The 25,196-nt window shown below is 39.2% G+C and carries 22 protein-coding genes and 2 pseudogenes; 9 read left to right on the top strand and 15 right to left on the bottom strand.

Annotation, left to right across the window (positions count from 1 at the left end; genetic code table 11):
- Positions 1–1,334: 1,334 nt before the first annotated feature.
- The 4 genes and pseudogenes from ACSYSN_RS07725 to ACSYSN_RS07710 all read right to left on the bottom strand — a co-directional run bounded on the left by ACSYSN_RS07725 (position 1,335) and on the right by ACSYSN_RS07710 (position 6,018).
- On the bottom strand, positions 1,335–1,628 hold the full coding sequence (locus ACSYSN_RS07725; protein ID WP_491712244.1) for a hypothetical protein: 294 nt from the start codon (positions 1,626–1,628) through the stop codon (positions 1,335–1,337).
- A gap of 178 nt (positions 1,629–1,806) precedes the next feature.
- Positions 1,807–3,025: pseudogene (locus ACSYSN_RS07720) on the bottom strand (NCS2 family permease).
- A 127-nt stretch (positions 3,026–3,152) separates the two neighbouring features.
- Positions 3,153–4,607, bottom strand: coding sequence for a DASS family sodium-coupled anion symporter (locus ACSYSN_RS07715; RefSeq protein ID WP_491712243.1), 1,455 nt, complete (start codon positions 4,605–4,607; stop codon positions 3,153–3,155).
- A gap of 103 nt (positions 4,608–4,710) precedes the next feature.
- Positions 4,711–6,018, bottom strand: a complete 1,308-nt coding sequence (locus ACSYSN_RS07710) for an NCS2 family permease (RefSeq protein WP_491712242.1) — start codon at positions 6,016–6,018, stop codon at positions 4,711–4,713.
- Between the two features lie 222 nt (positions 6,019–6,240).
- Between ACSYSN_RS07710 and ACSYSN_RS07705 the strand changes: the two are divergent.
- Positions 6,241–6,960: pseudogene (locus tag ACSYSN_RS07705) on the top strand (Cof-type HAD-IIB family hydrolase).
- A 79-nt stretch (positions 6,961–7,039) separates the two neighbouring features.
- On the opposite strand, the gene ACSYSN_RS07700 reads toward ACSYSN_RS07705, so the two are convergent.
- From ACSYSN_RS07700 to ACSYSN_RS07665, 8 genes are all read right to left on the bottom strand, one after another.
- Positions 7,040–7,726, bottom strand: coding sequence for a deoxynucleoside kinase (locus ACSYSN_RS07700; RefSeq protein WP_491712241.1), 687 nt, complete (start codon positions 7,724–7,726; stop codon positions 7,040–7,042).
- Positions 7,727–7,738: 12 nt separating this feature from the next.
- A complete protein-coding gene (locus tag ACSYSN_RS07695) occupies positions 7,739–8,389 on the bottom strand; it encodes a deoxynucleoside kinase (RefSeq protein ID WP_491712240.1) in 651 nt (216 codons plus the stop codon).
- A gap of 243 nt (positions 8,390–8,632) precedes the next feature.
- Complete coding sequence (locus ACSYSN_RS07690; protein WP_491712239.1) at positions 8,633–9,133, bottom strand: Asp23/Gls24 family envelope stress response protein; 501 nt, start codon at positions 9,131–9,133, stop codon at positions 8,633–8,635.
- Positions 9,134–9,154: 21 nt separating this feature from the next.
- Complete coding sequence (locus ACSYSN_RS07685; protein ID WP_491712238.1) at positions 9,155–9,331, bottom strand: DUF2273 domain-containing protein; 177 nt, start codon at positions 9,329–9,331, stop codon at positions 9,155–9,157.
- A 12-nt stretch (positions 9,332–9,343) separates the two neighbouring features.
- On the bottom strand, positions 9,344–9,868 hold the full coding sequence (gene amaP, locus ACSYSN_RS07680; protein WP_491712930.1) for an alkaline shock response membrane anchor protein AmaP: 525 nt from the start codon (positions 9,866–9,868) through the stop codon (positions 9,344–9,346).
- Positions 9,869–10,062: 194 nt separating this feature from the next.
- On the bottom strand, positions 10,063–10,779 hold the full coding sequence (locus tag ACSYSN_RS07675; RefSeq protein WP_491712237.1) for a glucosamine-6-phosphate deaminase: 717 nt from the start codon (positions 10,777–10,779) through the stop codon (positions 10,063–10,065).
- Between the two features lie 169 nt (positions 10,780–10,948).
- Positions 10,949–13,312: an ABC transporter ATP-binding protein/permease gene (locus ACSYSN_RS07670; RefSeq protein WP_491712236.1), complete on the bottom strand. Its 2,364-nt coding sequence runs from the start codon at positions 13,310–13,312 to the stop codon at positions 10,949–10,951.
- A gap of 54 nt (positions 13,313–13,366) precedes the next feature.
- Positions 13,367–14,497 carry a YdcF family protein gene (locus ACSYSN_RS07665; RefSeq protein ID WP_491712929.1) on the bottom strand — a complete coding sequence of 377 codons (1,131 nt, stop codon included), beginning with the start codon at positions 14,495–14,497 and terminating at the stop codon, positions 13,367–13,369.
- 224 nt (positions 14,498–14,721) lie between these two features.
- Here ACSYSN_RS07665 and ACSYSN_RS07660 point away from each other — a divergent pair, with 224 nt between their 5' ends.
- A complete protein-coding gene (locus ACSYSN_RS07660) occupies positions 14,722–15,399 on the top strand; it encodes a CPBP family intramembrane glutamic endopeptidase (protein ID WP_491712235.1) in 678 nt (225 codons plus the stop codon).
- Positions 15,400–15,670: 271 nt separating this feature from the next.
- Here ACSYSN_RS07660 and ACSYSN_RS07655 read toward each other — a convergent pair whose 3' ends face one another.
- The 3 genes from ACSYSN_RS07655 to cbpB all read right to left on the bottom strand — a co-directional run bounded on the left by ACSYSN_RS07655 (position 15,671) and on the right by cbpB (position 18,914).
- Entirely contained in the window at positions 15,671–17,536 is a 1,866-nt protein-coding gene (locus tag ACSYSN_RS07655; RefSeq protein WP_491712234.1) for a heavy metal translocating P-type ATPase, read from the bottom strand.
- A 140-nt stretch (positions 17,537–17,676) separates the two neighbouring features.
- Entirely contained in the window at positions 17,677–18,240 is a 564-nt protein-coding gene (locus ACSYSN_RS07650; protein WP_491712233.1) for a hypothetical protein, read from the bottom strand.
- Between the two features lie 197 nt (positions 18,241–18,437).
- Positions 18,438–18,914, bottom strand: a complete 477-nt coding sequence (cbpB, locus tag ACSYSN_RS07645) for a cyclic-di-AMP-binding protein CbpB (protein ID WP_491712232.1) — start codon at positions 18,912–18,914, stop codon at positions 18,438–18,440.
- Between the two features lie 359 nt (positions 18,915–19,273).
- Here cbpB and ACSYSN_RS07640 point away from each other — a divergent pair, with 359 nt between their 5' ends.
- The 7 genes from ACSYSN_RS07640 (at position 19,274) to ACSYSN_RS07610 (ending at position 25,109) form a co-directional block, all read left to right on the top strand.
- A complete protein-coding gene (locus tag ACSYSN_RS07640; protein ID WP_491712231.1) occupies positions 19,274–19,537 on the top strand; it encodes a hypothetical protein in 264 nt (87 codons plus the stop codon).
- 108 nt (positions 19,538–19,645) lie between these two features.
- Positions 19,646–19,798, top strand: coding sequence for a teichoic acid D-Ala incorporation-associated protein DltX (locus tag ACSYSN_RS07635; RefSeq protein ID WP_491712230.1), 153 nt, complete (start codon positions 19,646–19,648; stop codon positions 19,796–19,798).
- Positions 19,799–19,812: 14 nt separating this feature from the next.
- A complete protein-coding gene (dltA, locus tag ACSYSN_RS07630; RefSeq protein WP_491712229.1) occupies positions 19,813–21,327 on the top strand; it encodes a D-alanine--poly(phosphoribitol) ligase subunit DltA in 1,515 nt (504 codons plus the stop codon).
- Entirely contained in the window at positions 21,327–22,565 is a 1,239-nt protein-coding gene (gene dltB, locus ACSYSN_RS07625) for a D-alanyl-lipoteichoic acid biosynthesis protein DltB (protein ID WP_491712228.1), read from the top strand. Before dltA ends, dltB begins: the two co-directional genes overlap by 1 nt.
- A 30-nt stretch (positions 22,566–22,595) precedes the next feature.
- Positions 22,596–22,838, top strand: a complete 243-nt coding sequence (dltC, locus tag ACSYSN_RS07620) for a D-alanine--poly(phosphoribitol) ligase subunit DltC (RefSeq protein ID WP_491712227.1) — start codon at positions 22,596–22,598, stop codon at positions 22,836–22,838.
- A complete protein-coding gene (dltD, locus tag ACSYSN_RS07615; RefSeq protein WP_491712226.1) occupies positions 22,828–24,135 on the top strand; it encodes a D-alanyl-lipoteichoic acid biosynthesis protein DltD in 1,308 nt (435 codons plus the stop codon). Before dltC ends, dltD begins: the two co-directional genes overlap by 11 nt.
- On the top strand, positions 24,135–25,109 hold the full coding sequence (locus ACSYSN_RS07610; protein ID WP_491712225.1) for a serine hydrolase domain-containing protein: 975 nt from the start codon (positions 24,135–24,137) through the stop codon (positions 25,107–25,109). The genes dltD and ACSYSN_RS07610 overlap by 1 nt, the downstream gene beginning before the upstream one ends.
- Positions 25,110–25,196 lie beyond the last annotated feature (87 nt).

The raw sequence follows: 25,196 nt of genomic DNA, 5'->3' as shown, positions 1-25,196 counted from the left end.
TTTAACAGAATTGGTAAGAAGATACTGATACCAAAAAAGCAAAAGTTTGGCAGCGTAAAACATTCCGCTAACTAGGGTTGGGCGTAGGTACTTCTTGCTGAAGGGAATTGTCCAAGACGGTTAATTCGATTTCTTAGGTTGCTTGAAGTGACGCAAAATATCCCATTTATGGCTCAGCTTTTTGCTGATTACCTGATTAGCAGTCTTAACTTGACTTTGCTGGCTAACAGTTACGAGAGGGCGGCAAAGGAAAGAGGGTTCCTATCACGTAAGCAGAAATGAATCCCAGAACCCAATAACACAGCAAGTGGCTCTGCCTTTTGCTGTGTTCTCTCTGAGGCAGCCATTCAGTTAGAGCGCATTGCCCACGGTGTAATCAATCGTCATCATTAAACCGATGCCAATCCGAACTGATAGGCGACTGATCAAAACACTGCTAGCTTCAGTAATAGCTACTGAGCCACTTATTCAACATCCCCTGGTTACAAAAAATAAGTTACTTATCTAACATAACAAAATTCCTCAAGGTATGAGAAAATGGCTAGAAGAAGAGTGTTATTTTATAATAATTAAATAACAAGTATAAAAACCTATCAACCACAAAAAAGCGTTAGCTTTAACACTAACGCTTTTTAAATTTCAACAACTAGCTGAAATAATTAGTGAATTAGATAGCAATGTAGCCAAGGAATTCCATAATCATCTTGAAGATTTCTTTAAAGATATTCATATATAACACACCTCCCATAATTAGATAGACTATTGCCTCCTATTATATTATAGCTTTATAAGAAACAAAAAACCAGCAAAACCAATTATGCCAATTCCTTCTAGTAAAGGAGAAAAGTTCTAAGGTGAAGCTGCTGTTCGATTCCTACTAGCTGCCGTATAGCCACTTGTGGCAGCTGCTTGAATTTCTACTTTAAGGGTTTGAAAATGTACTAAGCTATACTCTCATTTTTCTAATAAGCAGAAGCTTTGCCTGGGCACTCATTTCGAGAACAACCTTTTTAGCGATAAATTTTTAAGCTAAATAATAAAATAAAAGCAAATAAGGGCTAGTTTTTTATTTCTTATAAAGCTATAATATAACAGGAGGCAATAGTCTATCTAATTATGGGAGGTGTGTTATATATGAAAATTTTTACAGATATTCTTAAGTTGATTATGCAATACCTTTTGGGTGTTTTATAATCTAATTTAGCAATTATTGAATAATTGCTAGATATAAAAAGCGTTAGTGGTAAGAACTAACGCTTTTTGTGTATAAACTGAACCTGGTAAGTTACGAACTTAGCCAGCAAGAAAGCGTATTTATGGCTATGTGCAGGAGGCTATTTACTGAAGAACAGGCTAAAAAGCACCAGTGCCACAGCCGCAAGCAGCCAATTGCTAGTCATCAAAATGGCCTGCAAGTAGCCCATTTTACCTGTTACTTCAACATGGCTAACTAGGTATTCGCCTGCAAACATTGCAAAAGTAAAGGCCAGGAGCCAGATTAGGGCGCATAGTCGACCTGCAATAGTATAGGGAAAGAGAATAGAATTAAAACTGATGAAGACTGCTGAGCTGAAGAACACTAAAGTTCCACTATAGCGGTTATACCATCTTTGAGCTTGCTTTTCCATCGCTGACCAGCCTCTTTCTGAAATTTAAGTAGATTGAGTTACTATCTGTTGAGTTTATTAGTATATGATAAGGCGATACCAATAAAAAGTAAAGGTATACTTTTATTAGTTATGAACAGATACTTAAACTAAAACAATTAAGCAATGCCCATTATCTTCCATTAACTATTAATTCCGGCTATATGTTGGTAATCAAGAAGAAAATGATAAAGATAAAAAATAAAGCATACATCATGGGCGAGACCAGCTTAGCATGACCTGAAGCAATCATCGTGATCGGATAGGCAATCATCCCTAGAGCTAGACCATTGGAAATTGAATATGTTAATGGCATGCCGACGATAGTCAAAAAGGCTGGAAAGGCAATTTCGAATTTAGCCCAGTTGATCTTTTTAAGGTTACCAGCCATCAAAACACCGACGATAATTAGCGCAGGTGCTGTAACCGTAGTTGGGATAACAGCAAGGAGCGGACTAAAGATCATGCTAATTAAGAAAAAGATCCCGATGAAGATTGCGGTCAAGCCAGTTCTCCCGCCCATGGCAATGCCGGCGCTGGATTCAACAGAAGTGCCAAGCGGTGCGGTTCCAATTACCGCGCCCTCGACCATGGCAAGTGAATCGGAAAGAAAGGCCTTACCAATTCTTGGAATCTTGCCATTGCTATCAACTAGCCCAGCTTGTTCTGTCATGCCAATTAGGGTACCAGCAGTGTCAAAGAAGGTAACTAATAAGAAAGTCAGCACCACCATAAGTAGTTGTGGCGTATTGATATCCTTGATGTGAAAGATAGCCTGGCCAAAGGTTGGTGCAATACTGGGCGGATAAGCAACTAGACTCTTAGGCAAAGGAATTTGGCCAATAAGTATTCCCAAAAGAGCAGTGACTACCATCCCGATAAAAATTGAACCAGGAACATTCATTGCCATTAAAATGACCGTCAAAGTTAAACCAAACAGGGCAAGCCCAATAGCTGGTGAATTAAATTTGCCCAGCATCACTAGATTGGCGGAATTGCTTCAACGACTTTTTCTCGGAGTTTTAACAGGGTAATTAAGATGAATAAAACAGAGGCCACTAAAACACCAGCCAGGGCAGTTGCCCAGTTGATCTGCATACCTACACAAACATTATAAGAAAAAAGGCTGCACTACCTAGCGTTGGTGCTAATGCAATGGGATAGTTGGCCACTAGTCCCATAATGAAGCAACCGATTGCGATTGAAAGAGCCGTTACCGTAAAGGCTGCCCTTTGATCAATCCCAGCAGCGTGTAAGATGCTGGGATTGACAAAGAGGATGTAGGAGAGACTAACAAAAGTGGTCAGTGCCGCAAGAAGCTCACGTTTTACGGTGGTATGAACATCATTTAAATGAAAGACTTTATTTAAGGTCGTCATTTTTCCTCCAATTAATAACTAAATAAAACTAATGTATCTAGTATATAACTAAGTGAGAGCTAGATTCTATGGTAAATATTTCCTGGGAAATAAAAAAGCTGTCGCTTATGCGACAGCTTTTAGGCTGTTACCACATTCCGATCAACTTCATCCAGGCTAGGCCGATAATGCCGTAGACTAAGATGTAAAAAATACCAAAAATGAAGCTGAGTCGCCACCATTCACCCTGTTTGACATAACCAGATGAAGCTAAAACTGATGCTGCGGGACTGGAGTAATGTGTGGTTGAACCCATAATTGCAGAAAAGAGTGCTAAGAATTGCGCAGCTAGTACTTTTGGTGCTCCGGCAGCAATCGCAACCGTTAACAGGGGCAAGTACATGGCTGAGTTATGGGCGGTAGCACTAGCAAATAAGTAGTGGGTGTAGAAGAGCACTAGCGCAAGGATGACTAATGCAGCCAGCCAGCTAATGTTTTTCATACCTGCTGAGATACTAGTTGAAATCCAACCAATGAAGCCAAATTGTGTTAACTTTTCAGCCATGAAGACTAAAATTGACAACCAAATTAGAATGTTCCATGCACCAGTCTCACTTAATAGATCCTTAGGCGTTAAAACACCGGTAAAAAGCAAAAGCGACACGGAAATGAAAGCAATTAGAGTTGCATCAATACCCAGGGTGCTTGAAAGCATCCAGAGGATTAAGGTGATGACAAAAATCACCGCCATCATTTTTTCTGGCATAGTCAGCTTGCCCATTTCTTTAAGTTGACCGGTAGCCCATTCTTTTGCATTAGGAGTTTCCTTTATTTCAGGAGGGTACAACTTGTAAACGAAGTAAGGTACGGTAAGTAAGCAAATGGCTGCCGGAACGATACTTGCCATTAGCCAGGGCGTCCAAGAAAGGGTAACGCCAGCTTTGGATGCTAGCGCTACGGCAATTAAATTTGGTGCACAAGCTGTCATAAAGAGCGAAGATGTAATAATATTTATCTGAAATTCAGTAAAAATCAAATAGGCGCCCATTTTTTTTCGTGAAGAATCATTTGGTTTAGAGTCGAATGTTTCAGCCAACGATTTGATAAGTGGATAAACCACCCCACCGGCTCGAGCAGCATTCGATGGGGTTGCTGGTGAGACTAGTAGGTCGATTGCACCAATTGCATAACCCAGTCCCAAAGATTTATGCCCAAACCATTTAACAAAGAAAAGCGCAATTCTTTGTCCCAAACCGGTTTTAACGATTCCTCGGGAAATCATAAAGGCCATTACAATCAGCCAGGCAGATGAATTAGCAAAGGCATTAATGGCTCCTTTGGCTACCAGTTGGCCGTTAACTACTTTATCCGCAAGCGGCGCTAACCCCAAGCAGATTGTTAATGTAAATCCGATAAGAGTGACGCCACTAATTGGAATCGGCAGGGTAATACAGCCGACAATAGTTGCAATAAAAATTGCTAGCATTTGCCAGGCTTGAACCGTGACCCCAGCCGGCCGAATAGGTGTTGTAAACCAAAAAAGTAATCCAAATACCAGTGGTAGGATAAACTTTTGGTAGTTTATTTTTTCAAGTGTTTTCATGCCAATCCTCTTTTTAAAAATAAAAAATAATATAACAAGATATTTTTTATCGTGCTATATTATTTATTTTATCATAACAGTATCTTCTTTTTATAGAGAATAGTTAAAAATTCAGTACCCATAAGAAAATAATGAAAACGAAGAATAAGATCCACATCATTGCCGTGATTTCTTTGCCGCGTTTAGCCGCCACCATACAAATTGGGTAGGTAATCAATCCAAGGGCAAGGCCATCTGAAATGGAATAGGCTAATGGCATGCCGGTCAAAATCAGAAAAGCCGGTACAGCAATTTCCATTTTATCCCAGTGAATATGGGCAGTGTTCTGCGCCATCAAAACACCAACGATAATCAAAGCCGGTGCTGTAACGTGGGTCGTAAATAAACCCAAAAGGGGACTGAAAATCATAGAAATCAAGAAGAAGATAGCAACGAAGACAGCGGTTAAGCCAGTGCGTCCGCCGACTGCGATGCCAGCACTGGATTCAACAAACGCACCAACTGGTGAAGTACCAAGGACAGATCCGACCATCATTGCGGTGGAATCAGAGGCCAGAGCCTTGCCAACGCGAGGCATCTTGTTGTCCTTCATAAAACCAGCCTGTTGTGCTAACCCGATTAAAGTACCGGCGGTATCAAAGAAAGTAACTAGTAAGAAGGTAAGCACAACTACCCACATTTGCAAAGAGTTGATGTCCTTAACGTGAAAAATGGCTTGGCCAAAAGTGGGTGCAATACTTGGTGCAAAGGCCACTATTTTACTTGGTAGCTCAATCTGACTAGTTACTATACCAAAGATGGCAGCTAAGACCATGCCGATAAAAATCGCTCCAGGGACCTTCATAATCATTAAGATGACGGTGGCCAGTAAACCAAAAATGGTAATCCAAACGGCAGGGTCGTGCAGTGAGCCCAAGCCAACTAAAGTTGACTTATTACCAACAATGAGACCGCCATTTTGCAGGCCGAGAAAGGCAATGAATAATCCAATCCCAGAAGAAATGGCAAACTTTAGATCAGCTGGAATGGCGTTAATAATTTTTTCACGTAGCTTAAACATGGTAATCAGGATAAAGATGATGGAAGCAACAAAGACCGCAGCTAGTGCTGTTTCCCATGAAACTTTCATACCCAGGCAAACCGTATAGGCAAAAAAGGCATTAATACCTAAGGCGGGTGCCTCACCAATTGGATAATTAGCCACAATTCCCATTAAGGCTGTGCCCAAAGCACTGGCTAATGCAGTTGCAGTAAAAACGGCCCCCTTATTTATACCACTAGCGCTTAAGACGCTAGGATTGACAAAGAGGATGTATGACATACTGATGAAGGTGGTTAGCCCTGCAAGAAATTCTACTTTGATACTAGTATTGTACTTATCGAGTTGAAAGTAACTCTTAAGAAAATTCATTTAACTTCTCCCACAATCTAAATGTTCGTGTTTTATATATTTATAACAACAATTAAAGTTTATCACGTGACATAATAATTGTAAACACGAATTATATAGTGCAGAAATAAAAAATAAATGCGCTTTATGGGCATTGGTACGAAGAATAGTCGTTGACTAAATAGTCAAGTAACCCGTAGAATAAAGTAAAATTTTAATCGCTTTCAACTAATAGAGGTTTAGATGGTTAAACTGCTTTTTTCAGACATTGATGGTACGTTAATTAATTCAGCATTAACAGTAACGCCTAGGACGCGTGATGCTATTCGTAAACAGGTTGTTACTGGAAATATCTTTGTCCCAGTATCTGCGCGCATGCCCCAAGCAATCATGATCGTTGTTGGTCAAATCGTGCAGTCATGCCCCCATGGTTGCATATAATGGTGCGTTGGTTTTAGACGAGCTAGGGCAGCCGCTTTATTCGAAGTCTATTGCTTCAAGCCAGGCAGCATCAATTTGTGCATATCTTGAACAAGAAGAAAAGAAGAAGAAATTGTTCAACTTAAGGCAAGTCCTAGTTCGGTAGCTGAAGTAGAGCAATTGCCGGGGGTGCACAAAATCTTGCTGATGGGTCAAGCTGCCGCATTAGATGTAGCAAAGCAGAATTTAGCAAAGTTGCATCCGGATTTGTTCTTGGTTAAATCAGCGCCTACTTTGTTGGAAATAATGGTTAAGAAAGTAAATAAGGGTGCAGGGGTTAAGATACTAGCAGAAGCGTTAAAAGTCAGGATGGACCATTGTTGGGCCTTTGGTGATAACTATAATGACGCGGCCATGCTCAAGGCTGTAGGTCATCCGTACTTGATGGGTAATGCACCTGCTGAGTTGAAGCGAGAGTTTGCCAATATCACATTGGATAATAATCATGACGGGCTTGCAGCTATTTTGGATGCTGTGGACTAGGATTAGGTGAACAGAAAAAACCGCTGTGGCAGTACTAACTGCCACAGCGGTTTTAGGTTAACCAAGCAAGTGAAACTTGTTATTGTGAAATTTTGATATTAGTTGGTTTGTTCCAAGAAGTAGGGAGCTTACCTAAGTTTTTTAATTTGGCAACTATTTGGTCTAAAACAAGCTGCAAGTCGTGATCATTGGACACAAAGTCGAGTTCATCACCATTGATTTCCATTTTAGGTGAATAGTCATACTTTTCATACCAAGGCTCATAATAACGCAGCAGACGCTTGTAGTAATCTTCCAGGGTAGCGTCATAACTTAATTGTTCATATGGTCGCCCCCGCTTTTGAATGCGTTTGATCATGGTATCGTAAGAAACATTAATATGAACTAAGAGGTCGGGGTTTTTCTTAGGCATGTGCTCAAGCTGTCCCATCATATTGTTTAAAAGTTCATAATACGTGTCTACTTCTTCCGTAGTTGCTCGCCCGATATCGGCATTCATTTGGAAGAAGAGGGCGTCCTCGTAGATTGAACGGTCAAGGACATTGTTGTCGTCTGTCAAAGCATCCTTAATGCTACGAAAACGTGTATTTAAAAAGAACACCTGAAGTAAAAATGCATATTTTTTGGGATCCGCATAAAAAAGTGGCAATACGGGGTTATCATCAACACTTTCATAAAAAGGCTTAGTTCCTAAATACTTAGCTAAAATTTTGGTTAAACTAGATTTACCGGCTCCAATTGGCCCGCTTAAAACAATAACTGTCATCACGATCCTTCTTTATTCTAAATTATCACTTACGCGTAATTTATGATCAATTTGTCTGATTACTTCTCTTTTAGCAGCTTCATCGACAATAAAGTCGAACTTATCACCGTCGATCTTCAGCTTTGGTGATGCATCATAGTTTTGGTACCACGGTTCATAGTAACGAAGTAAGCGGGCGTAGTAGTCTTTTAAACTCGGATCGGTACTGAGCTGTTCAAAGGAGCGGCCCCGTCGTTCTATTCGCTCTAACATGGTATCAAGAGATACATGGATATAAATCAACAAGTCAGGCTTTTTGCTCGGATTACCCGGTGTATCTTCCATCATGTTCTTTAGCAAGCTGTCGTAAATTTGAAATTCCGTTGGGTCAGCGACGCCATTTTCAGCGTTCATTTGAAAAAAGAGTGCGTCTTCATAAATAGAACGGTCGGAAACACTATTTTTTTCTTTGATTGCCTGATTAATCTGCGCTAAGCGGTGGTTGAGAAGGTAGATGTTAAGCAAAAACGTATAGCGTTTCATGTCTTGATAATACAAGGGTAGTACAGGATTATTATCAACTCCCTCGTAAAAGGCTTGACTCCCCAAGTGTTCAGCTAGAATACTGGTTAAACTGGATTTACCGGCTCCAATTGGCCCACTTAAAACAATAACTGTCATCACGCTCTTTCTTAAATACAATATATAGATCTTTATTTAGTTTAATACGAGATATTGTGGTAAACAAGCAAAAATTTAATTAAAATGGTGAGTCAAATGTCAAGTGATTTTGTATATTGCAGGACAAAAAAATCACAAAATGTGGTTCAGATTATTTACCGGATTTAGTTTTGTTACACGTGAAACTAAAGAGAGCAACACCATGCATTGGTATTGCTCTCTTAGCTTCAAAAATTGGGAAGCGGGTTACTTAACTCTTTTTTCTGTCTTTGCTGGGGAGTCTTTTTTGTCCCCAATCTGTTCTTTTTGATCAGTGATTTTTTCTTTAGCATCCTTAGTCACATCAGAGATCCGGTCTTGCAGACTAACTGAATCCTTTTCGTGCTGTTCTTTGCTCTTGATATCGACAACCGTAACGTTGACTTCAACCGTGTCCAAACCAGTCATTTCCTTAACTTTGTCATAGATTTGCTGCTTGATTTGATCATATAATTTGGTAATTTCTACACCGTATTCAGCAACAATCTCAATATCCACGGCCACTTGTTGTTTGCCAACTTCAACGTTGATACCAGATGTAATATCATCATTGTTGACAATCTTGTCCGCCAGATTGGAAAAGAAACCGCCGTTAATGGTCAAAAGTCCTTTGATATTTGATAAAGCAATTCCAATAATTTTTTGAATCACTTTTGAATCATATGCTAGATTGCCTTTAATTTCTTGATTCGATTTATTTTGTACCATTTTAAAAATCCCTTTCGTAGTTTATTTTCTTAAATCCTTGAGTAAGGGCAGGTAGTGTCCGCCTAAAACACCCAGCACGCCCATGGCAATTACAAAAATTGTTTTGAAAAAGCCCACTTCCAAAAAACACCATGCCACTAATAAACCAGTTGCTGCACCGCATATTTCTGGGAGGTATTGATTTATTTTCGCTTTCATGGTCTACCTCCTTTATTGAACCCGCTTGTGAGTCCTTTCTGGATTACGATAGTTTACAAACTTAATAATAATCTTGGGTTTCTGGTCAATTCCAAGTAGGAGCTTGAGATTTTTTGATAGTTCATCAAAGTAACTATCTAACAGCTCTGCAACATTTTCTCCCGTACCCAGTGAACCGCTGATCTTAATCTTAATTCGTCGCTTGGTAAGGCGTGAATCAACTTTAACCTTACTTAGATAGGGTAAATCAACCAAAGAATTGCTGATATAGCCATTAATCGCTTTACTAGTAATTGTGACTTGTCCAGTCCGTTTATGAATTAGGTTAAAATACCTTTGAACTGGCCAACCTAAGATAACAAGTAGACTAATCACTAGGATAACTAACACAATAGCGCTGAGCGCGATTAGATACCAAGAAAATAGCGGATCGATTTTGCCTAGCGGGGGTAAGTGGATTTTTAGATACATTTGCCAAAAACCTTTAGTTTTCCACAGAAGATATACTGGTAGAGGTAGCAATAAAAGTATACTCATAACCAGCAACCATTTTTTACTTTTCTTCAACTGATCACATCCTTTTCTTATGACTAATACTAATACTGATTTTGCGATTAAGCTAATTAAAGGTACCGTTATATATACATTATTTGCTTGATATATTGAAGGTAAATAAAAAAACCATTCAATAATAATGAATGGTTGTTGTTAAGCTGGCCGGTACTAGTGTTTTACCGGTTAGTGAGTTTACTTGCGGCTGCTTCATTGATTATTACCGTTACATTTGCATGTTTTTGCAGAATTGAGGCTGGCACAGCTTCGGTTACCGGACCCTCAATCATCTTTTTAACTGCATCAGCCTTGCTCTCACCAAAGGCCATAATAACAACTTCTTTTGCTGCCATAATATTGGCAATACCCATACAAATAGCCGTTTTTGGTACTTCGTCAATAGTGCTGAAGAAGCGTGAGTTGGCCTTAATGGTGTTTTCGGTCAACTTAACTTCATGGGTAATTGAATCAAAGGAAGTTCCTGGTTCGTTAAAAGCGATGTGTCCGTTTTGACCAAGACCTAGGAGCTGAATATCAATTGGATGATCTTTGATAATCTGGTTGTATTCAGCAGATACACCTGCCGGATCAGCCGCTGCCTTCAGACCATCAGGAACGTATGACTGCTTAAATGGCTTCTGTTCAAATAGGTGCTTCTGCATAAAATAATGGTAACTTTGATCGTTGTCTGGACTTAGGCCGACATATTCGTCTAGATTAATACTAGTTAACTCACTAGTATCTAAATCACTTGCTATCCATTCGCGATATAGATCTACTGGAGTAGAACCGGTAGCTAGGCCGAGGACCTTAGCGCCCTGCTTGATACCTTTACTAAAAAGCCTAAAAGCTTCTGTACTGGCGTTAGCTTTGGTGTCTTTTATAATAATTTTCATAATTTTGCCTCCATTTTTAATTAAGCTCATTATAAATTGGTATATGCCAATTTGTCAATAAGTTGACTTTGCAAGATTTTAGGGTAATGGTGTAAAGTTTGGGCAAGCAAAAACTCCTAACATTGTTTCACATGTAACATTATTAGGAGTTTTAATTAATGATAATATTTTATTCGCTTCTTAAGGCAGCAGCGGCATCTTTTTTAGAAGCTATTCTTGCCGGAATATGTCCACCAATCATGGTTAAAATAGTGGAAACCACAATTAAGATTAAAGCATGGTCTGGCTTTAATTGACCGATGTTTGACAGATTAGTGATTGAATATAACACTTTATTGATTGGCAAAATTAACAACTGAGCAATAGTAATTCCAAGAACACCTGAAAAAAGGCCTAAGAGAAGGGCTTCTGCATCAAAAACTCGAATGATGTCCTTTTTTCGAGCACCTAGCGCTTTTAGAATGCCAATTTCTTTTGTACGTTCTAAAACAGAAGTATAGGTAATAATACCAATCATAATCATTGATGTTAACAATGAAATTGCAGCGAAAGCGACTAACACGGAAGTAATTCCATCAAGAATATCTCCCGTGAGAGCAGTAATTGTACTAGACATGTCAGTGTAAAGGATTTTATGAGCTGATTTTTTCCCTTTGTTCCACTTATCTAAGTACTTTAAAACTTTATCTTTAGAGTTAAAATTATTTGGGTAAATCAAAATATTGGTAGGTACGGACGAGTCTCCTAAAGATTGTAACAATTGTTGTTTTGAGGAATTATTCATACTTTGGCCAGTAAATACATTTAATTTAGTTTTTTTCTGTGCTTTAACGATATTTGAATTAATATTTTCTTCAATAATTTTTTTATCTAATTTAACATTGTAGACAATTCCACGTGATAGCATAGCTCTGGAATCTTTGTTTTTTGGCCGAATTATACTAGTGATTTTTAATTTAATTTTACTATTATTGTACATGGATAGGTCTGCTTTTTTGGGGATAAACATCCCGGTAGGTAATCTCTGATAATAAAAATTGTTGCTCGCAATGCGGAATTCTTTACCAATAAACTTATTATAGTTTATTTTTGATCCAACACTAGACTTAATTCCAAGATTTTTTAAAATATTATTATTAACCGTATTTTTAGCGTCAACGACTAAAGCAAGATCTGTGATGTGATTAGGCCAATTACCTGAAAGTAATTTATAGTTCTCTTTGATGAAGTTGCCTTTGTTTTTATTTAGAGAGATAGGAAAAACGTTAGATCCTGAAAAAGAAACCTCGATTGCTTGAGTTTGTGCTTGCGCATAAGAATTAAGAGGATTAGACCCTCCAGCAATTGAGGAGAATTGAACACGTTTGACCTTCCCATTAAGCATAGTCAAAAGATTGAGATTAACTCCCATCTTATAAGAGATATTGTTTGCATATTTCGAATTGATATTCTTAATGTATTTAAAATAAGATTGAGTTATTAAGTTTTTATGTGTTGCTTGCTTTAGTTTGTCTTCTGATGCAATAACATAATGATTTTTGGTTTTTATCGTGTTATGTTGATTACTCAATCTGTATATGTCAGTAGCGGTTTGAGCAATAGTGATTGGTTGTTTGGTCAGAATTTTTGACATGGTGGAATTGATTTGCTTTTGAAAGCCGTTGGACAAGGCTAATACAATGGCAATTGAAATAATTCCAATACTTGATGCAAAGGCAGTTAATGCCGTTCGCCCCTTTTTGGTCATAATATTGTTAAAACTCAATTTAATTGCGTTCCAATATGACATTTTGGTTCGAGTTAACTCAAAAGTGTCTGGCTCATTTACAGGTGTAAATGGATTTGAATCATTAATGATTTTACCATCTTGGAAGTTAACAATTCGTGTTGCATATTCTTCGGCTAGCTCTGAATTATGAGTAACCATAATAACTAGACGTTCATTAGAAAGCTTTTTAATCAGTTTCATGATTTGTTCTGAAGTTTCAGTATCAAGTGCTCCTGTTGGCTCGTCGCAAAGTAGAATTTCAGGATTATTGGCTAAGGCTCGAGCAATGGCTACGCGTTGCATTTGACCACCTGAAAGTTGATTAGGGTGCTTGTTAATCTGATCTTTTAATCCTACTTGAGTTAGAGCATCAATTGCACGTTTATGCCTTTCACTTGCCGATACGCCAGACAAATTCATACCGAGTTCAACATTGGCAATAATTGATAGGTGAGAGATTAAATTATAGTTTTGAAACACAAAACCAATTGAATTGTTACGGTATGCGTCCCAATCTGTTTCTTTAAAGTCTTCGGTAGACTGGCCATTAATGATTAGATCACCGTTGTAATAGTATTTAAGGTCTTCCGTATCATAACGGTCAAGTCCACCAATAACGTTTAACAGAGTGGTTTTACCAGAACCACTGGGTCCTAAAATTGCAACAAACTCCTGATTGCGAAATGAAATGGTTACGTCATCGAGTGCATGTGTTACTGTATCCCCCACATGGTACGTTTTACGTAAATGCTTTAACTGCAACATAATCTTATCCCTTTTCCTTAATTAAGTAATTACTGATAGATATTTTACCATTCTTTAAAAAACAAGCATATGAAAATAGACTAATTTATTTATAAAAATATAAACATTAGTTAATTGCAAAAGGGCATAAATAATAAAGAAAACCATAATTCCTAAAATAACAATAAGATGCCGTTTCTTCTGAAATAATAAAACACCAGCGAATTCGCGGACAATTGCATTAGGTAGATAGTAGAATCTGGTATAGCAGCCAACCCCATTAGCCTTGAGTCCCACGTTCTTGGCAGCTAGCGCTGCACGCAAAATGTGATAGTTATTACTGAAGAATTTTGCGCGGTAGCTATTGTTGCCGAAGTCCTTGGCGGCAACCCGAGCAGAGAACTGCATATTTTGGCTGGTGTTTTTGGATTCTGTTTCAAGCAGAAGGTCATCCGGGTCAATACCACAAGCCAGCGCATACTCAGCCATCGCTCGTGCCTCAGCGATTTTTTCATCGTTTCCTTGACCGCCAGACATAATCAGTTTGGGCATTGGTCGGCCCTTGGCAACTTGTTTTTGGGCAAATTCTATTGCACGGTCAATCCGCCCAGCTAATAGAGGAGTTACAGTTTCTCCATTGCTCAGTCCGGCTCCAAGCACAATCAAATAATCTTGCTGATAGTGGCGTGGAACAAGTTGGTAAAGAGCCAGATTGACTAAAAAGTTATACGCAACTATGAGTAGGTAGAGGATGATGGCAATTGGACAATATAATAGCGTTTTGGCCCAATTAGGCAAACTGCTAAGTGGACCGAGTAAGGCAATTGCCCAAAATAGCAAAAGCACCAGACCGGTGAAAAAAGTGAGAGAGTTGGTTAGGGTTTGGCCTTCATGTTTCCAGACAAAATATGCGTTCCATAAGAAAAATAGCCAAGAAAAAGCCGCAAGTAAAGTGACGGTTACAATAAAAGTCATTAGGAAGGTGACATAAATCATTCTTAAAGCATAAATATTGGTCGCCATGACAATAACGGTTAGCCAAATACCTAACATTATTAGGAAAGCAGTAAAAAGAATACCATTAAGCAACCTACGAGGTTCGGTCAACCAAGAAATTAAAAAAATAATAACAAAAGCAAGCAAAACAAGTGAAAGTTCAGTAAATGATTGGTTTTGACTAAGGAGCTCAAGCAAGTGCATCATGATTTCTACCGCGGCATTCAATAAGGATCGTTGTAATTAGTAACATAACTGATTCGTTAATCTAGCTAGGCAATGGTGGCCCTAGCTAGGCATTATCCCAAAGTACACAAAGCTTAGCCTAATAAGAAAACAAATCATTTTTAAGATAACTTGCATTATACTATGACAGCGTACATAATCAATGATATATTTTTATTTTCAAGCGGAACTGAAAGGGAGTTATCAATATGCGCAAGGTTTTTTATTTCCTGGGAAATATTGTTGTCATGGTTGTGGCAATAATATTATATGGCTTGACCCAGCAGTTTTACTTTTATCCTAGTCGGGTTAAAAAAGCACTTCACCTTAGCTCAAACAGCTATGTTGTCTTGACTGTGGCGGTTACGATTGTTGTTTTGTTGTTGCTTGCTTTTATCTATCGCAAACAGTTACAAAAGCAAAATAAGTGGGACTTTAATCGCAAACCGCACTGGGGGATTCGACGGATTTTGGTTGCCATTGCAGGGTTCCTCTTGCTGACGATTACAAGTATCTTACTTCCGAAGCTGCTGGGCATTAATGGACATAGCACCTCAAACAATCAAACCATTTTAAATGGAATTCTGCGGTCTGCCGGTAATTTTTACTTTCCAATGATTGTCTTGATTGCACCAATCTTTGAAGAGACTATCTTCCGGGGATTTTTCTTTAACACCTTTTTCCCGCAGAAGACGACAAGCAGTAAGTGGCTGGGTATTTTATTTAGCGGTTTTGTTTTTGGGTATATTCATGATCCGACTTTAACGAAATATCTTTTTTTATATTGGGCTTTGGGTTGTATATTAGCCTGGACCTATACGACAACCAAGGATCTACGTTATTCAATGATTGCCCACATGTTGTACAATTCACTTGGTTTTTTATAAAAATATTGAGTTGATAGCATTAGGCGTTACGCAGGAGAACAAAAGAAATGCTGACCGGTGGAAAAGGAAAACAATCACCACTGATAATCAAGGCGGCGGAGACGAACTTTATTACCAATTCAAGATTGGTTCTGAATACTACGGTATTATCTATGAACGTCTGCCTAGTGGGCTGGTAAAATTAAAAACAATTCAGCTTACTCGCACAATGAAAGAATAAAATAAAACAGACCACTTCATTAATGAAGTGGTCTGTTTTATTTTTATTAACTTATCTTTCAGAACTAATGCCCGTTTGTTGCGGGTTCTTAGGTGTTGTTTTGGCTAGGAGCGCTAAACTAATCGAAATCATGTCGACTACTTCTTGCAGAATGGCACCGAAGAAGGCTGGAATCACACCAGTGAAAGCTATTAGTTCAATAATGATGACAATGGTAATAGCGGTTAAAACATCGACATTAGCTACCTTCATGGTGTGCTTAGAAATTGCTACAGCATCATTAATCTTGGATAGGTCATTAACCATGATGATTGCATCTGCGCTTTCACTGGCAGCAGAAGCTCCCTTTGCGCCCATCGCGATACCGACATCAGCGGCAGTTAGGCTCGGTGCATCGTTGATACCATCGCCAGTCATGACTACCGGACGTTTTTCTTGTGGGACCTGTTTAATTGCGGCAATTTTTTCAGCTGGTAATAAGCTGTCACGGATATCCTTGATGCCAACGTCTTGACCGATTTGGCTTGCGACGTTTTGGTGATCGCCAGTTAGCATCATCATGTGGGCACCGGTTTGCCGCCTTAGCTGGGCGATGGTTTGGGCGCTCTCTGGGCGTACCTGATCTTTAAAGGTAATGTATCCAGCGAAAGTTTGGTCGATTGAAATGTAGATGGCGGTTGAATTGACTACTTTAGTTGGTTGACTGGGCGCTACAAAACTTAGTTTGCCAACCTTAACTAGATGACCGTCAACTTTACCGCTAATGCCTTGCCCAGTCGTTTCTTTAATGTCTGTAGCAGCTTTGAGGAGATGTTTGGCGGTTACGCTGACTAGGGAGTTAGCAATGATATGGCTTGATTGCTGCTCAATGCTGGTTGCGTAACTTTGCAGAGTTTTTTTGCTAAAGTTCTTGCTAGTCGGGACTATTTCATCAATGACTAGCTGATTTTCAGTTAAAGTGCCAGTCTTGTCAAAAGCGAAAGTTTGGGCCGTCGCAAGCTTTTCTAGGGTGGGACCAGATTTGACGATGATATGGTGCTTGGACATTGAACTCATGCCTGAAACGAGGGCAACTGGTGCCGAAATTAGTAAAGGACATGGAGAAGCGACAACCATCACCTCGGCAAAGTTGACCGGATTACCGGAGTGAATCCAGGCAGCTAGTCCGATTACCAGGGAAATAACGGTAAAGGGCACGGCATACCGATCTGCCATCTTAACAAACTTGGCTGGTTGGGCTTGGGATGACTGTACCAGGGAAACAATGGTTTGGTATTCTGAATCGCTCGCCTTTTTGGTCACCACCATTTCCACGGCAACATTGCCGTTGATTGAACCAGACATTAGTTCATCGCCGGGATGCTTGCTTACAGGTAGAGATTCACCAGTTAATGACGATTGGTCAAAACTTGATTCACCGCTGACCACCTGACCGTCTACTGGAACTTGTTCGCCTGGCTTGATTAAGACGTGGTCATTAATTTTTAACTGATCAACATCCACCGAGACGAGCTCTTTGCCCATGATTTTGTTAGCAATTGTTGGTGAATTGCTTAGCAGTGACCGCAACTCTTTATCCGCCTGGCCAGTTGCATAATCTTCCAAGGTCTCACCGCCGGTCATCATGACTAAAATCATCCACTCAGCCCAAATATCACCAATTAAAATCGTTGAAACAACCGCAATCACGGCTAAAATATCAACGCCATAGCGTCCAGACTGGAAGTCGGCAATGATCTCTCCTAATAATGAAATTGCCATCATGATACCAATCAGATCAATTAAGATCGCCTGAATTGGAAATTGCAAGTTACCAATTTGGAAAATGCTCTGCGCATGTAGGCCAAACTGACAAATCAGCCCAATTGCTCCCACTATGAGTACCAGGATAAACTTCCCTTGCTGTCTTAACTTCATAGTTTGTTTGCCTCCTAAGAATAAAATTAAAGTATGTATTTTTTATTTTAACACAAATTCTTTTATTTTAATTAGAATAAGTCTAAATAAGCTTGGGGGATTATGGTTGTAAAAAATAAAAGAAGGCTAGGCCTTCTTCATCAATAATCTCTTAATTTTATCACTTTATCAGAGTGTCTTTTTCGGTCTGCTCCTGTCTGTCTGGCTGAAGGAGTCCGACTTGGTCGGTGGTCTTTATAATCGACAGGATTTATGCGAAAGGTTCCGGCCCGCCGCAGCGAATCGATTACATCGGAGGCTGACATAGTAACGAAGTTGTCGTTATTGCCAAAATCGCTTGTTTCGGTAAAGTAGCGATTGATGCGGTTAATGCCTTGAGGCGAAAAATGCTCTTCGCGGGCTAAGTCCAGCAGCAACGTATGCAGCCGGGTGGCTGAAACTAGTTCATGTTGCACGATTTCAAATACCCACGAAAAATTAGCATTCATTACTCTAGTTTCTTTGGCCTCTTTATCCTGGTAAAGGGCTGAAGTAATAAGTAAGGCCGAGGTTAAATCATCAGCAGACAGGTCTAACTGCTTAAGCTGACCGACGAGCTCTTCTTTTTCTTTCAACGATAATTCGTGATTACTTGGGTATGCTCCGTTTTTAATAATGGTATTAACTAGCGTGGTGAATTGTTCAGAAATTATTGGAGTTGTCATTTTTAATGTCTTTCTTTTCTACGGTAATAACAATAGTGTGTATTTTCAATAATTATTTATTATGGTAAACCATATATTTAACCACTTTCTATATACAAAAAATTGATATAAAGGTACCTTATTGATGATTATTATAATCCACCTTGATTAAAAATACACAAAAAGAGCAGCAAAAATTTAATTAGAGCGAGACTTTTTTAATTATCTTCGATTTTTGTTATTTTATATTTTTGGTCAAAATTATGGGCTACAAAGTTAAAGGCTTTGATCCATTCCCGCCGGGTCAATAATCCCTGGAAAACACCAGCATCGTCAACAACAGGCAAAAAGGCGTTATCAACAAGCAAATGCAGTTGAGTTTCTAAAGTTGTTTCCACAAAGTTTATTTTATCAAACTCAGTTTGCATCACATCTTTTACCTTTAAGTCAGTCAACGGATTAAGGGAAATGTCATCCGTTTCGAGCATTTTAGCCGTAATCATGGCTAAACTGAGCAGGCCCACCACCCGATTGTCGCGGTCGAGAACGGGAATCTTAGAGTATTTAACCCGAGTTAAGATTAAAAAAGCGTGGTAGAGGGGATTATCATCCTCAACAAAAGCGATGCGTGATGCCGGAATGATAAAAGAACCGGACTTTTCTTCAATTAAGCGGCTAATTGCAGGTGAAAACATGTTATTACAGAACCTTTCATGAGATAAAACAACATTAAAGCAAACTAATTGTAACAAAGAAAAACGGCCCACATAGAAATGCGAACCGATTTATTTTCTTCTACTTGAAGGAGTAAGAATGAATGAAATAAAAAGTGGGAGTATGTAATAAGCTTATGATTGCTCATTACATCCAAAATAATAAACCTTAAATCTGAAGTAAAGGTGTATATTCTCTTATGAATAGGTAAAGAATTCCTTTAGAACTAGTAAAGACCAGACTATCACAAGCAGGCTAGTCTCCTTATAAGCGACTAGCCAGTAGCGCCAATTGCAGTGCGGACCGCTAAAAAGTGAAAAATTGTCTGCTAGAGCGCACTTTGTTACAATTAGAGAGATTTAATAACTCTAGTACTTTTTTATTTGGGATTGAGGAGAGCAAAAGCGATAAGGAAAAATATCACCAAAAAATTATTCGCTGTTTGCGCTGGGCTGGCTGGCTTTGCGTGATACCAGCTGCCTTTTGGCTAAAAACTAGAAATATTTTTATTTTGGCAGTAACTGCAATTATATTTATTGCTATAATTGTTTTCATACCACTTTATTTTGCATATACCATTTGTCGCAAGATAGATGTAAAATAGTTTCAATAGAAAAAGTAAAATTTGGTAAAAATTAAATAAAAATTCTGACCAAACAAGAATATCAGCGTTATAATCTGGTGGTACATTACTGGAAAGAGATGAGAAGCGATGGCTAAAAAGGAAAAAAGCGATTCGCGTAGTAAGCGCGTCGGAAAGTTTATTCTGACCACATTCGTTTATTGTGCGATTTTAATGGTATTGATATATCTATATCAGTATAGTGGCCTTACCTCGGTTCACTTTATTTATAATGAGTTTTAAGGTGGTAGGATGGTATGATTAAAGATGTAATTAAAGAAATTGATCAGGTTGCAAGCGCAGACCCTGAACGGGTAGTCTTCGATTATCTGGGTCAAACCAATACATACGCTGATTTGAAGCAGCGCTCTGATGCCTGGGCACATAAAATTGCTAGCCTAGATATAAGGCCAGGAAGTCCCGTGATGGTTTGGGGAGGACAGGACTTTGAAATGCTGGCCAGCTTTCTGGGTTGTGTCAAAACCGGCCACGCTTATATTCCAATTGTCAGTTACTCTAATGCTGAGCGCATAGTGATGATCCAGGAAGTGGCTGAGGCTGAAGCAATTTTGGCTATTGATGAATTGCCAGATATTAGCTTATCTGGTCTGAAGGTTGTCAAACCGGAAGAGGTTAAAGTTGGTAACTATGCGATTGATCCCGCTAACTTTGTGACCGGGGATGATAATTTCTACATTATCTTTACGTCAGGAACTAGTGGCAAACCTAAGGGCGTGCAAATTAGCCATAACAACCTACTCAGCTACCTTAACTGGGAAATGACTGATTTTGGCTTGCCTGAGCATCCCGATTTTCTGGTGCAGGTGCCATATTCATTTGATGTTTCAGTGATGAGTATCTATCCAGTGTTGCTAGGTGCAGGTAAGTTAGTTGTTTTGCCCCATGAGTTGACGCAAAATTTTGCCCAGCTCTTTCAAACCCTACCTAAGCTGCAGTTCAATATTTGGGTATCAACGCCTTCATTTGCCCGGATGTGTTTTTTGGATAAAACTTTTGACGAGGCCCACCATCCAAACTTAAGCCAATTCTTATTCTGTGGCGAGGAACTACCACATACACAAGTAGTTATGCTGAAAGAGCGCTTCCCGCATGCCAGAATTTTTAACACATATGGGCCTACTGAAACAACGGTGGCAGTGACGCAGGTTGAAATTACCGATAAAATTTTGCAGCAATATGATCGCCTGCCAATTGGTAAAGTTAAAGAAGATATGCGTATTACGATTGATAAAAGTAAGGGTAATCGTCCCGATATGGGGGAAATTATTATTACAGGCCCGGCCACTTCCAAGGGTTACATCAATAATCCAACTAAAACGGGGCAAGCTTTCTTCAAAAAACCGGGAGATCAATATTTGAGTCACCGCTCTGGTGATGAGGGCTTCTTTAAAGACGGGTTGCTCTTTTACCGGGGACGGATTGACTTTCAGATTAAATTTAATGGTTATCGAATTGAGCTTGAAGAAATTAACCATTATATCAGTCGAAACAAGTTCGTTGACCATGGTGTTGCTGCACCTAAGTACAATAAGGATCATACGGTCAAACAAATTGTGGCTGAAATCGAGCTCAAGGATGGTGTCGCCGACCGGTATTCAGAAGCCGAAATAACTAAGGCAATTCGGGCCGATTTAGCCAAAGATTTGATGCCATATATGATTCCCCAGCGCTTTATTTACCAGGAGAAGTTACCAGTTTCGCAAAACGGTAAGGTTGATATCAAAGCAGTAATTAAGGAGGTTAACGAGTAGTGAATTTTAATTTCGTTAACTTACAACCTTATGGTAATCCGCAGTACTTCATCTACTTGCTGGTAGGGCTACTGCCGTTAATTTGGGGTCTCTATAATGGTCGCCGTTTTAAGATCTATGAGCTGGTGTTTTCGCTAGTTTTCTTATTTCTGATCTTTGACGGGGATAAGTGGCAACAAGGCATCAGCCTGATTCTTTATTTATTGTTTCAGCTGCTACTGGCTTATTGCTACCTCCGTTATCGCAAGAGCGGGCAGAATAAGACCTGGGTCTTCTACCTGGCGGTAATTCTGGCGATTGTTCCCTTAATCCTAGTTAAGTTTCAAATTGCCTTTCCAGCCGCAAAAATTCCAGGAGTTTTAGGCTTTTTAGGGATTTCTTATATTACCTTTAAAACCGTCCAAGTAATTATGGAAGTGCGTGATGGGGCAATTAAGAAGCTTGATTGGGGTACTTACCTCCGTTTTCTGCTATTTTTCCCAACCCTGTCCTCTGGTCCAATTGACCGCTATCGAAGGTTTGCTAAGGATTGTGATGCTGTGCCCACCCGTGCGCAGTATGTCGATGACCTGGCGCAAGCTACCCGATACTTGTTCCAGGGCTTCCTGTATAAGTTTATTCTGGGTTGGTTCTTTGGCACGTATTGGCTACCTAAAATCACCAAGTACGCACTGATTGCGGGAGCGGCTAATGGCAATTTGAAACTGTCCTGGTGGGTAGTTGCCTATATGTACTGTTATAGTATGTACTTGTTCTTTGACTTTGCAGGCTATTCCTTGTTTGCGGTAGCTATTTCATACTTTATGGGCATTCATACGCCCATGAACTTTAACCAGCCCTTTATTGCGCCTAATATCAAGGTCTTCTGGAATCGTTGGCACATGACCCTTTCCTTTTGGTTCCGTGACTACATTTACATGCGGTTTACCTTCTTTGCAATGAAGAAAAAATGGTTTAAAAACACGGTTCATCTGTCACAAGTGGCTTACCTATTACTTTTCTTAGTAATGGGGCTGTGGCATGGTCTAACGTGGTATTATATTGTATATGGTCTGTTCCATGCCTTCGCCATTATTATCAACGACAGCTGGATTAGATTTAAAAAGAAACACCGGGATCAAATCCCATCCAATCGTTTTACCAAAGGGCTCGCAATTTTTGTGACATTCAATGTGGTTTGTTTCAGCTTTTTGCTTTTCTCAGGCTTTCTCAGCCAGCTTTGGTTTGGTTGGAAGTAAGCAACAGTTTTTATTTAAGAGGTTATTATTATGGATATTAAAAACGAAGTTTTAGCAATTTTACAGGAATTAACTAGTGAAGACTTGGCTGACAAGATGGATGAAAATATTTTCACTACTGGATTGATGGACTCAATGGCCAGCGTTCAAATGTTACTTAATTTGCAGGAAAAATTTGGTATTGACGTTCCGGTTTCAGAATTTGACCGCGAGGAGTGGGATACGCCGGCTAAAATTGTGGCAAAGGTGGAAAAATTAGAAAATGAGCAATAAACACCGACTATGGCAGATTTTTGGTCCGGTTCTTTGTGCTATTATCCTTGCCATGGTTATTTTTATGTTACCGTGGGAGCGAACCTTTTCTAGTGATACAATTTATCAGGCAGCTAATTCACGTTCAACGACTATTTTTAAGGGTTCATTGGTAAAACAAGATGCTTTTCAAGATAAGTATGTGCCCTTTTATGGATCTAGTGAGTTGTCGCGAATGGATCCGTTACATCCGAGTGTGCTAGCTCAGAAATATCACCGAAATTACCGCCCATTTTTACTAGGTGGCCCAGGAAGTCAGTCACTAGTCCACTTTTTGGGAATGCAAGGCTCAGCTGAAGAATTACGGAATAAAAAAGCAGTTATGATAGTTTCACCGCAATGGTTCACAAGGCAAGGGCAAAACCCAAATGCCTTTGCCTTGTACTACTCTCCTCTGCAAGCTTGTAATTTTTTGCTAGGTGTTAAAAAAGATACCTTTGCTAACCGCTATGCTGCTAAGCGCTTCTTGGCTATGCCTGAAGTTAAAGGGGTGATTAAGCAAGGTATGCGTAAAATTGCAGCAGGTGAAAGACTTTCTTCAATGCAGCGTTGGCTCATAGAAAAGCAACGAGAAATGCTTAATAATGAGGATAAATTTTTTAGTATGTTCCAGTTGAACGATCGAACTAAAAAGATTGATGAGAAGGCTAAGTGGCTACCAGATGATTATTCGGTCAAGGCGCTCAATCGAGTGGCAGGTAAACAAGCTGCTAGACGGACTAATTCAAATAAGTTTGGAATTAATAATAAGTTCTTTAAGGTGCGTTTAAATAAGCAAATTTTAGCTAAAGTAAAGGGTAGCCAACGTCATTTTGATTATACCAAGTCAGTTGAATACAGTGATTTTGAGTTAGTACTCCACCAGTTTGCCAAACAGCACACCAATGTACTATTTATTATTCCCCCCGTCAATCAAAAATGGGCCAAGTATACCGGCTTATCACAGAAGATGTATCAGGAAGCAGTTACTAAAATCAAATACCAGTTAACCAGTCAGGGATTTGACAATGTTTTGGACCTGTCTAAGCGTGGCGGAGAAAAGTACTTCATGGAAGATACTATTCACCTTGGTTGGCGTGGTTGGGTGGCAGTTGACCAAGTCGTTAAACCATTTATGGCTCAGCCTAACCTGCCCTATAAATATAACCTCCAGAAATATTTTTATAGTAAAAAATGGCAAAAAAGATCATATGGAGCTAGTGTGATAGACAAATCTTCCATATTTAAAAGTAAAAATAAAGCTTTAAAAGCAAAATAGTGCGCCAGCAAGTTGATGCTTTAAAAATCAAAGGTTCGGTTTTAGTCGTTCAGAATGGACAAATTTTACTCGACTATGACAGAACAAACAGGCCTGACACTAGTTATCTAATCAACTCTGTTCAAAAATCGATGACTGCAACGATGGTAATGCGGTTGGTGCAAGAGCAGAAATTACACTTGCAAGATCGACTTAGCCAGTTTTATCCTCGGATTCCAGGGGCCCAGAAAATCACGATTAAGAATTTATTGACAATGACGTCTGGACTTTGCTTAAAACCCGGTGCTAAACTTGGACAAAAACATTTTATTTCCGATGAAAATAACATTCAGAGTGATATTACTAAAACAGTTTTTTGGCCGGAATTATTAGGACAATGGCAATATAGCTCGCTAAATTATGTTTATTTATGTGGAATTATGACTCAAATTACAGGAAAAAGTTATGAACAGTTATTTTGTGATACCTTCGTTAAACCACTTAAGTTAGAGCATACCGATTTTTTATGGTCAAAATCAGAAGAAATATTAACTGGTAAGCTAGCTCGGGGTCAACATTACCAACACGGCCGCTATGCTGTAGTTAAACAGAAGAAGATTGTGCGTGACGCACATAATGAATTAGGTGCAGGCTCGGTGGTAATGTCAAACCACGATTTAGCTAAGACGCTGCGTTATCTTCTAGTGGGTAAGGTACTGACGGCAAAGAGTCGTAAACAACTTTATCAAGCGAACTCACCTTACTACTATAATGGCGGATTGTATAACAGCAAACAGCTCAAGCTCAAAACGGCAAATGGGGCTGGTAATGGGTACTATACCTTTGTACGTACTACCAATGACGCAAAGACAATGATTATTATTCAAACCAATCGGACGCGTACTGGGCAATTTGCTATCTTAAAAGATGAAATAAATCAAATCATCCTAAATTTGCTCGGTCGTAAGTCGTATAGCCTGAATGTTATCGGCTAGTTCTTGTCTTTTAGACTATTAAGTGCTAAAATTTTCTTGTGTCGTCGTAACGAAAGTAATCATTTTCTTCGGTAGCGAAAATGTAAT

It is taken from the genome of Lactobacillus sp. ESL1191 (genome assembly GCF_058504435.1).
Note: the sequence above shows the minus strand (reverse complement) of the source record. Positions and strands in the feature narration are given on the sequence as shown.

Excerpts from the sequence above, each read along its gene's own strand:
- cbpB (WP_491712232.1), bottom strand. The coding sequence starts at position 18,914 with ATGTTTTCACCTGCAATTAGCCGCTTAATTGAAGAAAAGTCCGGTTCT.
- amaP (WP_491712930.1), bottom strand. The coding sequence starts at position 9,868 with ATGAGTATACTTTTATTGCTACCTCTACCAGTATATCTTCTGTGGAAA.
- dltD (WP_491712226.1), top strand. The coding sequence starts at position 22,828 with ATGAGCAATAAACACCGACTATGGCAGATTTTTGGTCCGGTTCTTTGT.
- ACSYSN_RS07690 (WP_491712239.1), bottom strand. The coding sequence starts at position 9,133 with ATGGTACAAAATAAATCGAATCAAGAAATTAAAGGCAATCTAGCATAT.
- ACSYSN_RS07675 (WP_491712237.1), bottom strand. The coding sequence starts at position 10,779 with ATGAAAATTATTATAAAAGACACCAAAGCTAACGCCAGTACAGAAGCT.
- ACSYSN_RS07710 (WP_491712242.1), bottom strand. The coding sequence starts at position 6,018 with ATGAATTTTCTTAAGAGTTACTTTCAACTCGATAAGTACAATACTAGT.
- ACSYSN_RS07660 (WP_491712235.1), top strand. The coding sequence starts at position 14,722 with ATGCGCAAGGTTTTTTATTTCCTGGGAAATATTGTTGTCATGGTTGTG.
- ACSYSN_RS07725 (WP_491712244.1), bottom strand. The coding sequence starts at position 1,628 with ATGGAAAAGCAAGCTCAAAGATGGTATAACCGCTATAGTGGAACTTTA.
- ACSYSN_RS07700 (WP_491712241.1), bottom strand. The coding sequence starts at position 7,726 with ATGACAGTTATTGTTTTAAGCGGGCCAATTGGAGCCGGTAAATCTAGT.
- dltA (WP_491712229.1), top strand. The coding sequence starts at position 19,813 with ATGATTAAAGATGTAATTAAAGAAATTGATCAGGTTGCAAGCGCAGAC.
- ACSYSN_RS07635 (WP_491712230.1), top strand. The coding sequence starts at position 19,646 with ATGGCTAAAAAGGAAAAAAGCGATTCGCGTAGTAAGCGCGTCGGAAAG.
- ACSYSN_RS07685 (WP_491712238.1), bottom strand. The coding sequence starts at position 9,331 with ATGAAAGCGAAAATAAATCAATACCTCCCAGAAATATGCGGTGCAGCA.
- ACSYSN_RS07655 (WP_491712234.1), bottom strand. The coding sequence starts at position 17,536 with ATGAAGTTAAGACAGCAAGGGAAGTTTATCCTGGTACTCATAGTGGGA.
- ACSYSN_RS07715 (WP_491712243.1), bottom strand. The coding sequence starts at position 4,607 with ATGAAAACACTTGAAAAAATAAACTACCAAAAGTTTATCCTACCACTG.
- ACSYSN_RS07670 (WP_491712236.1), bottom strand. The coding sequence starts at position 13,312 with ATGTTGCAGTTAAAGCATTTACGTAAAACGTACCATGTGGGGGATACA.
- dltC (WP_491712227.1), top strand. The coding sequence starts at position 22,596 with ATGGATATTAAAAACGAAGTTTTAGCAATTTTACAGGAATTAACTAGT.
- ACSYSN_RS07650 (WP_491712233.1), bottom strand. The coding sequence starts at position 18,240 with ATGACAACTCCAATAATTTCTGAACAATTCACCACGCTAGTTAATACC.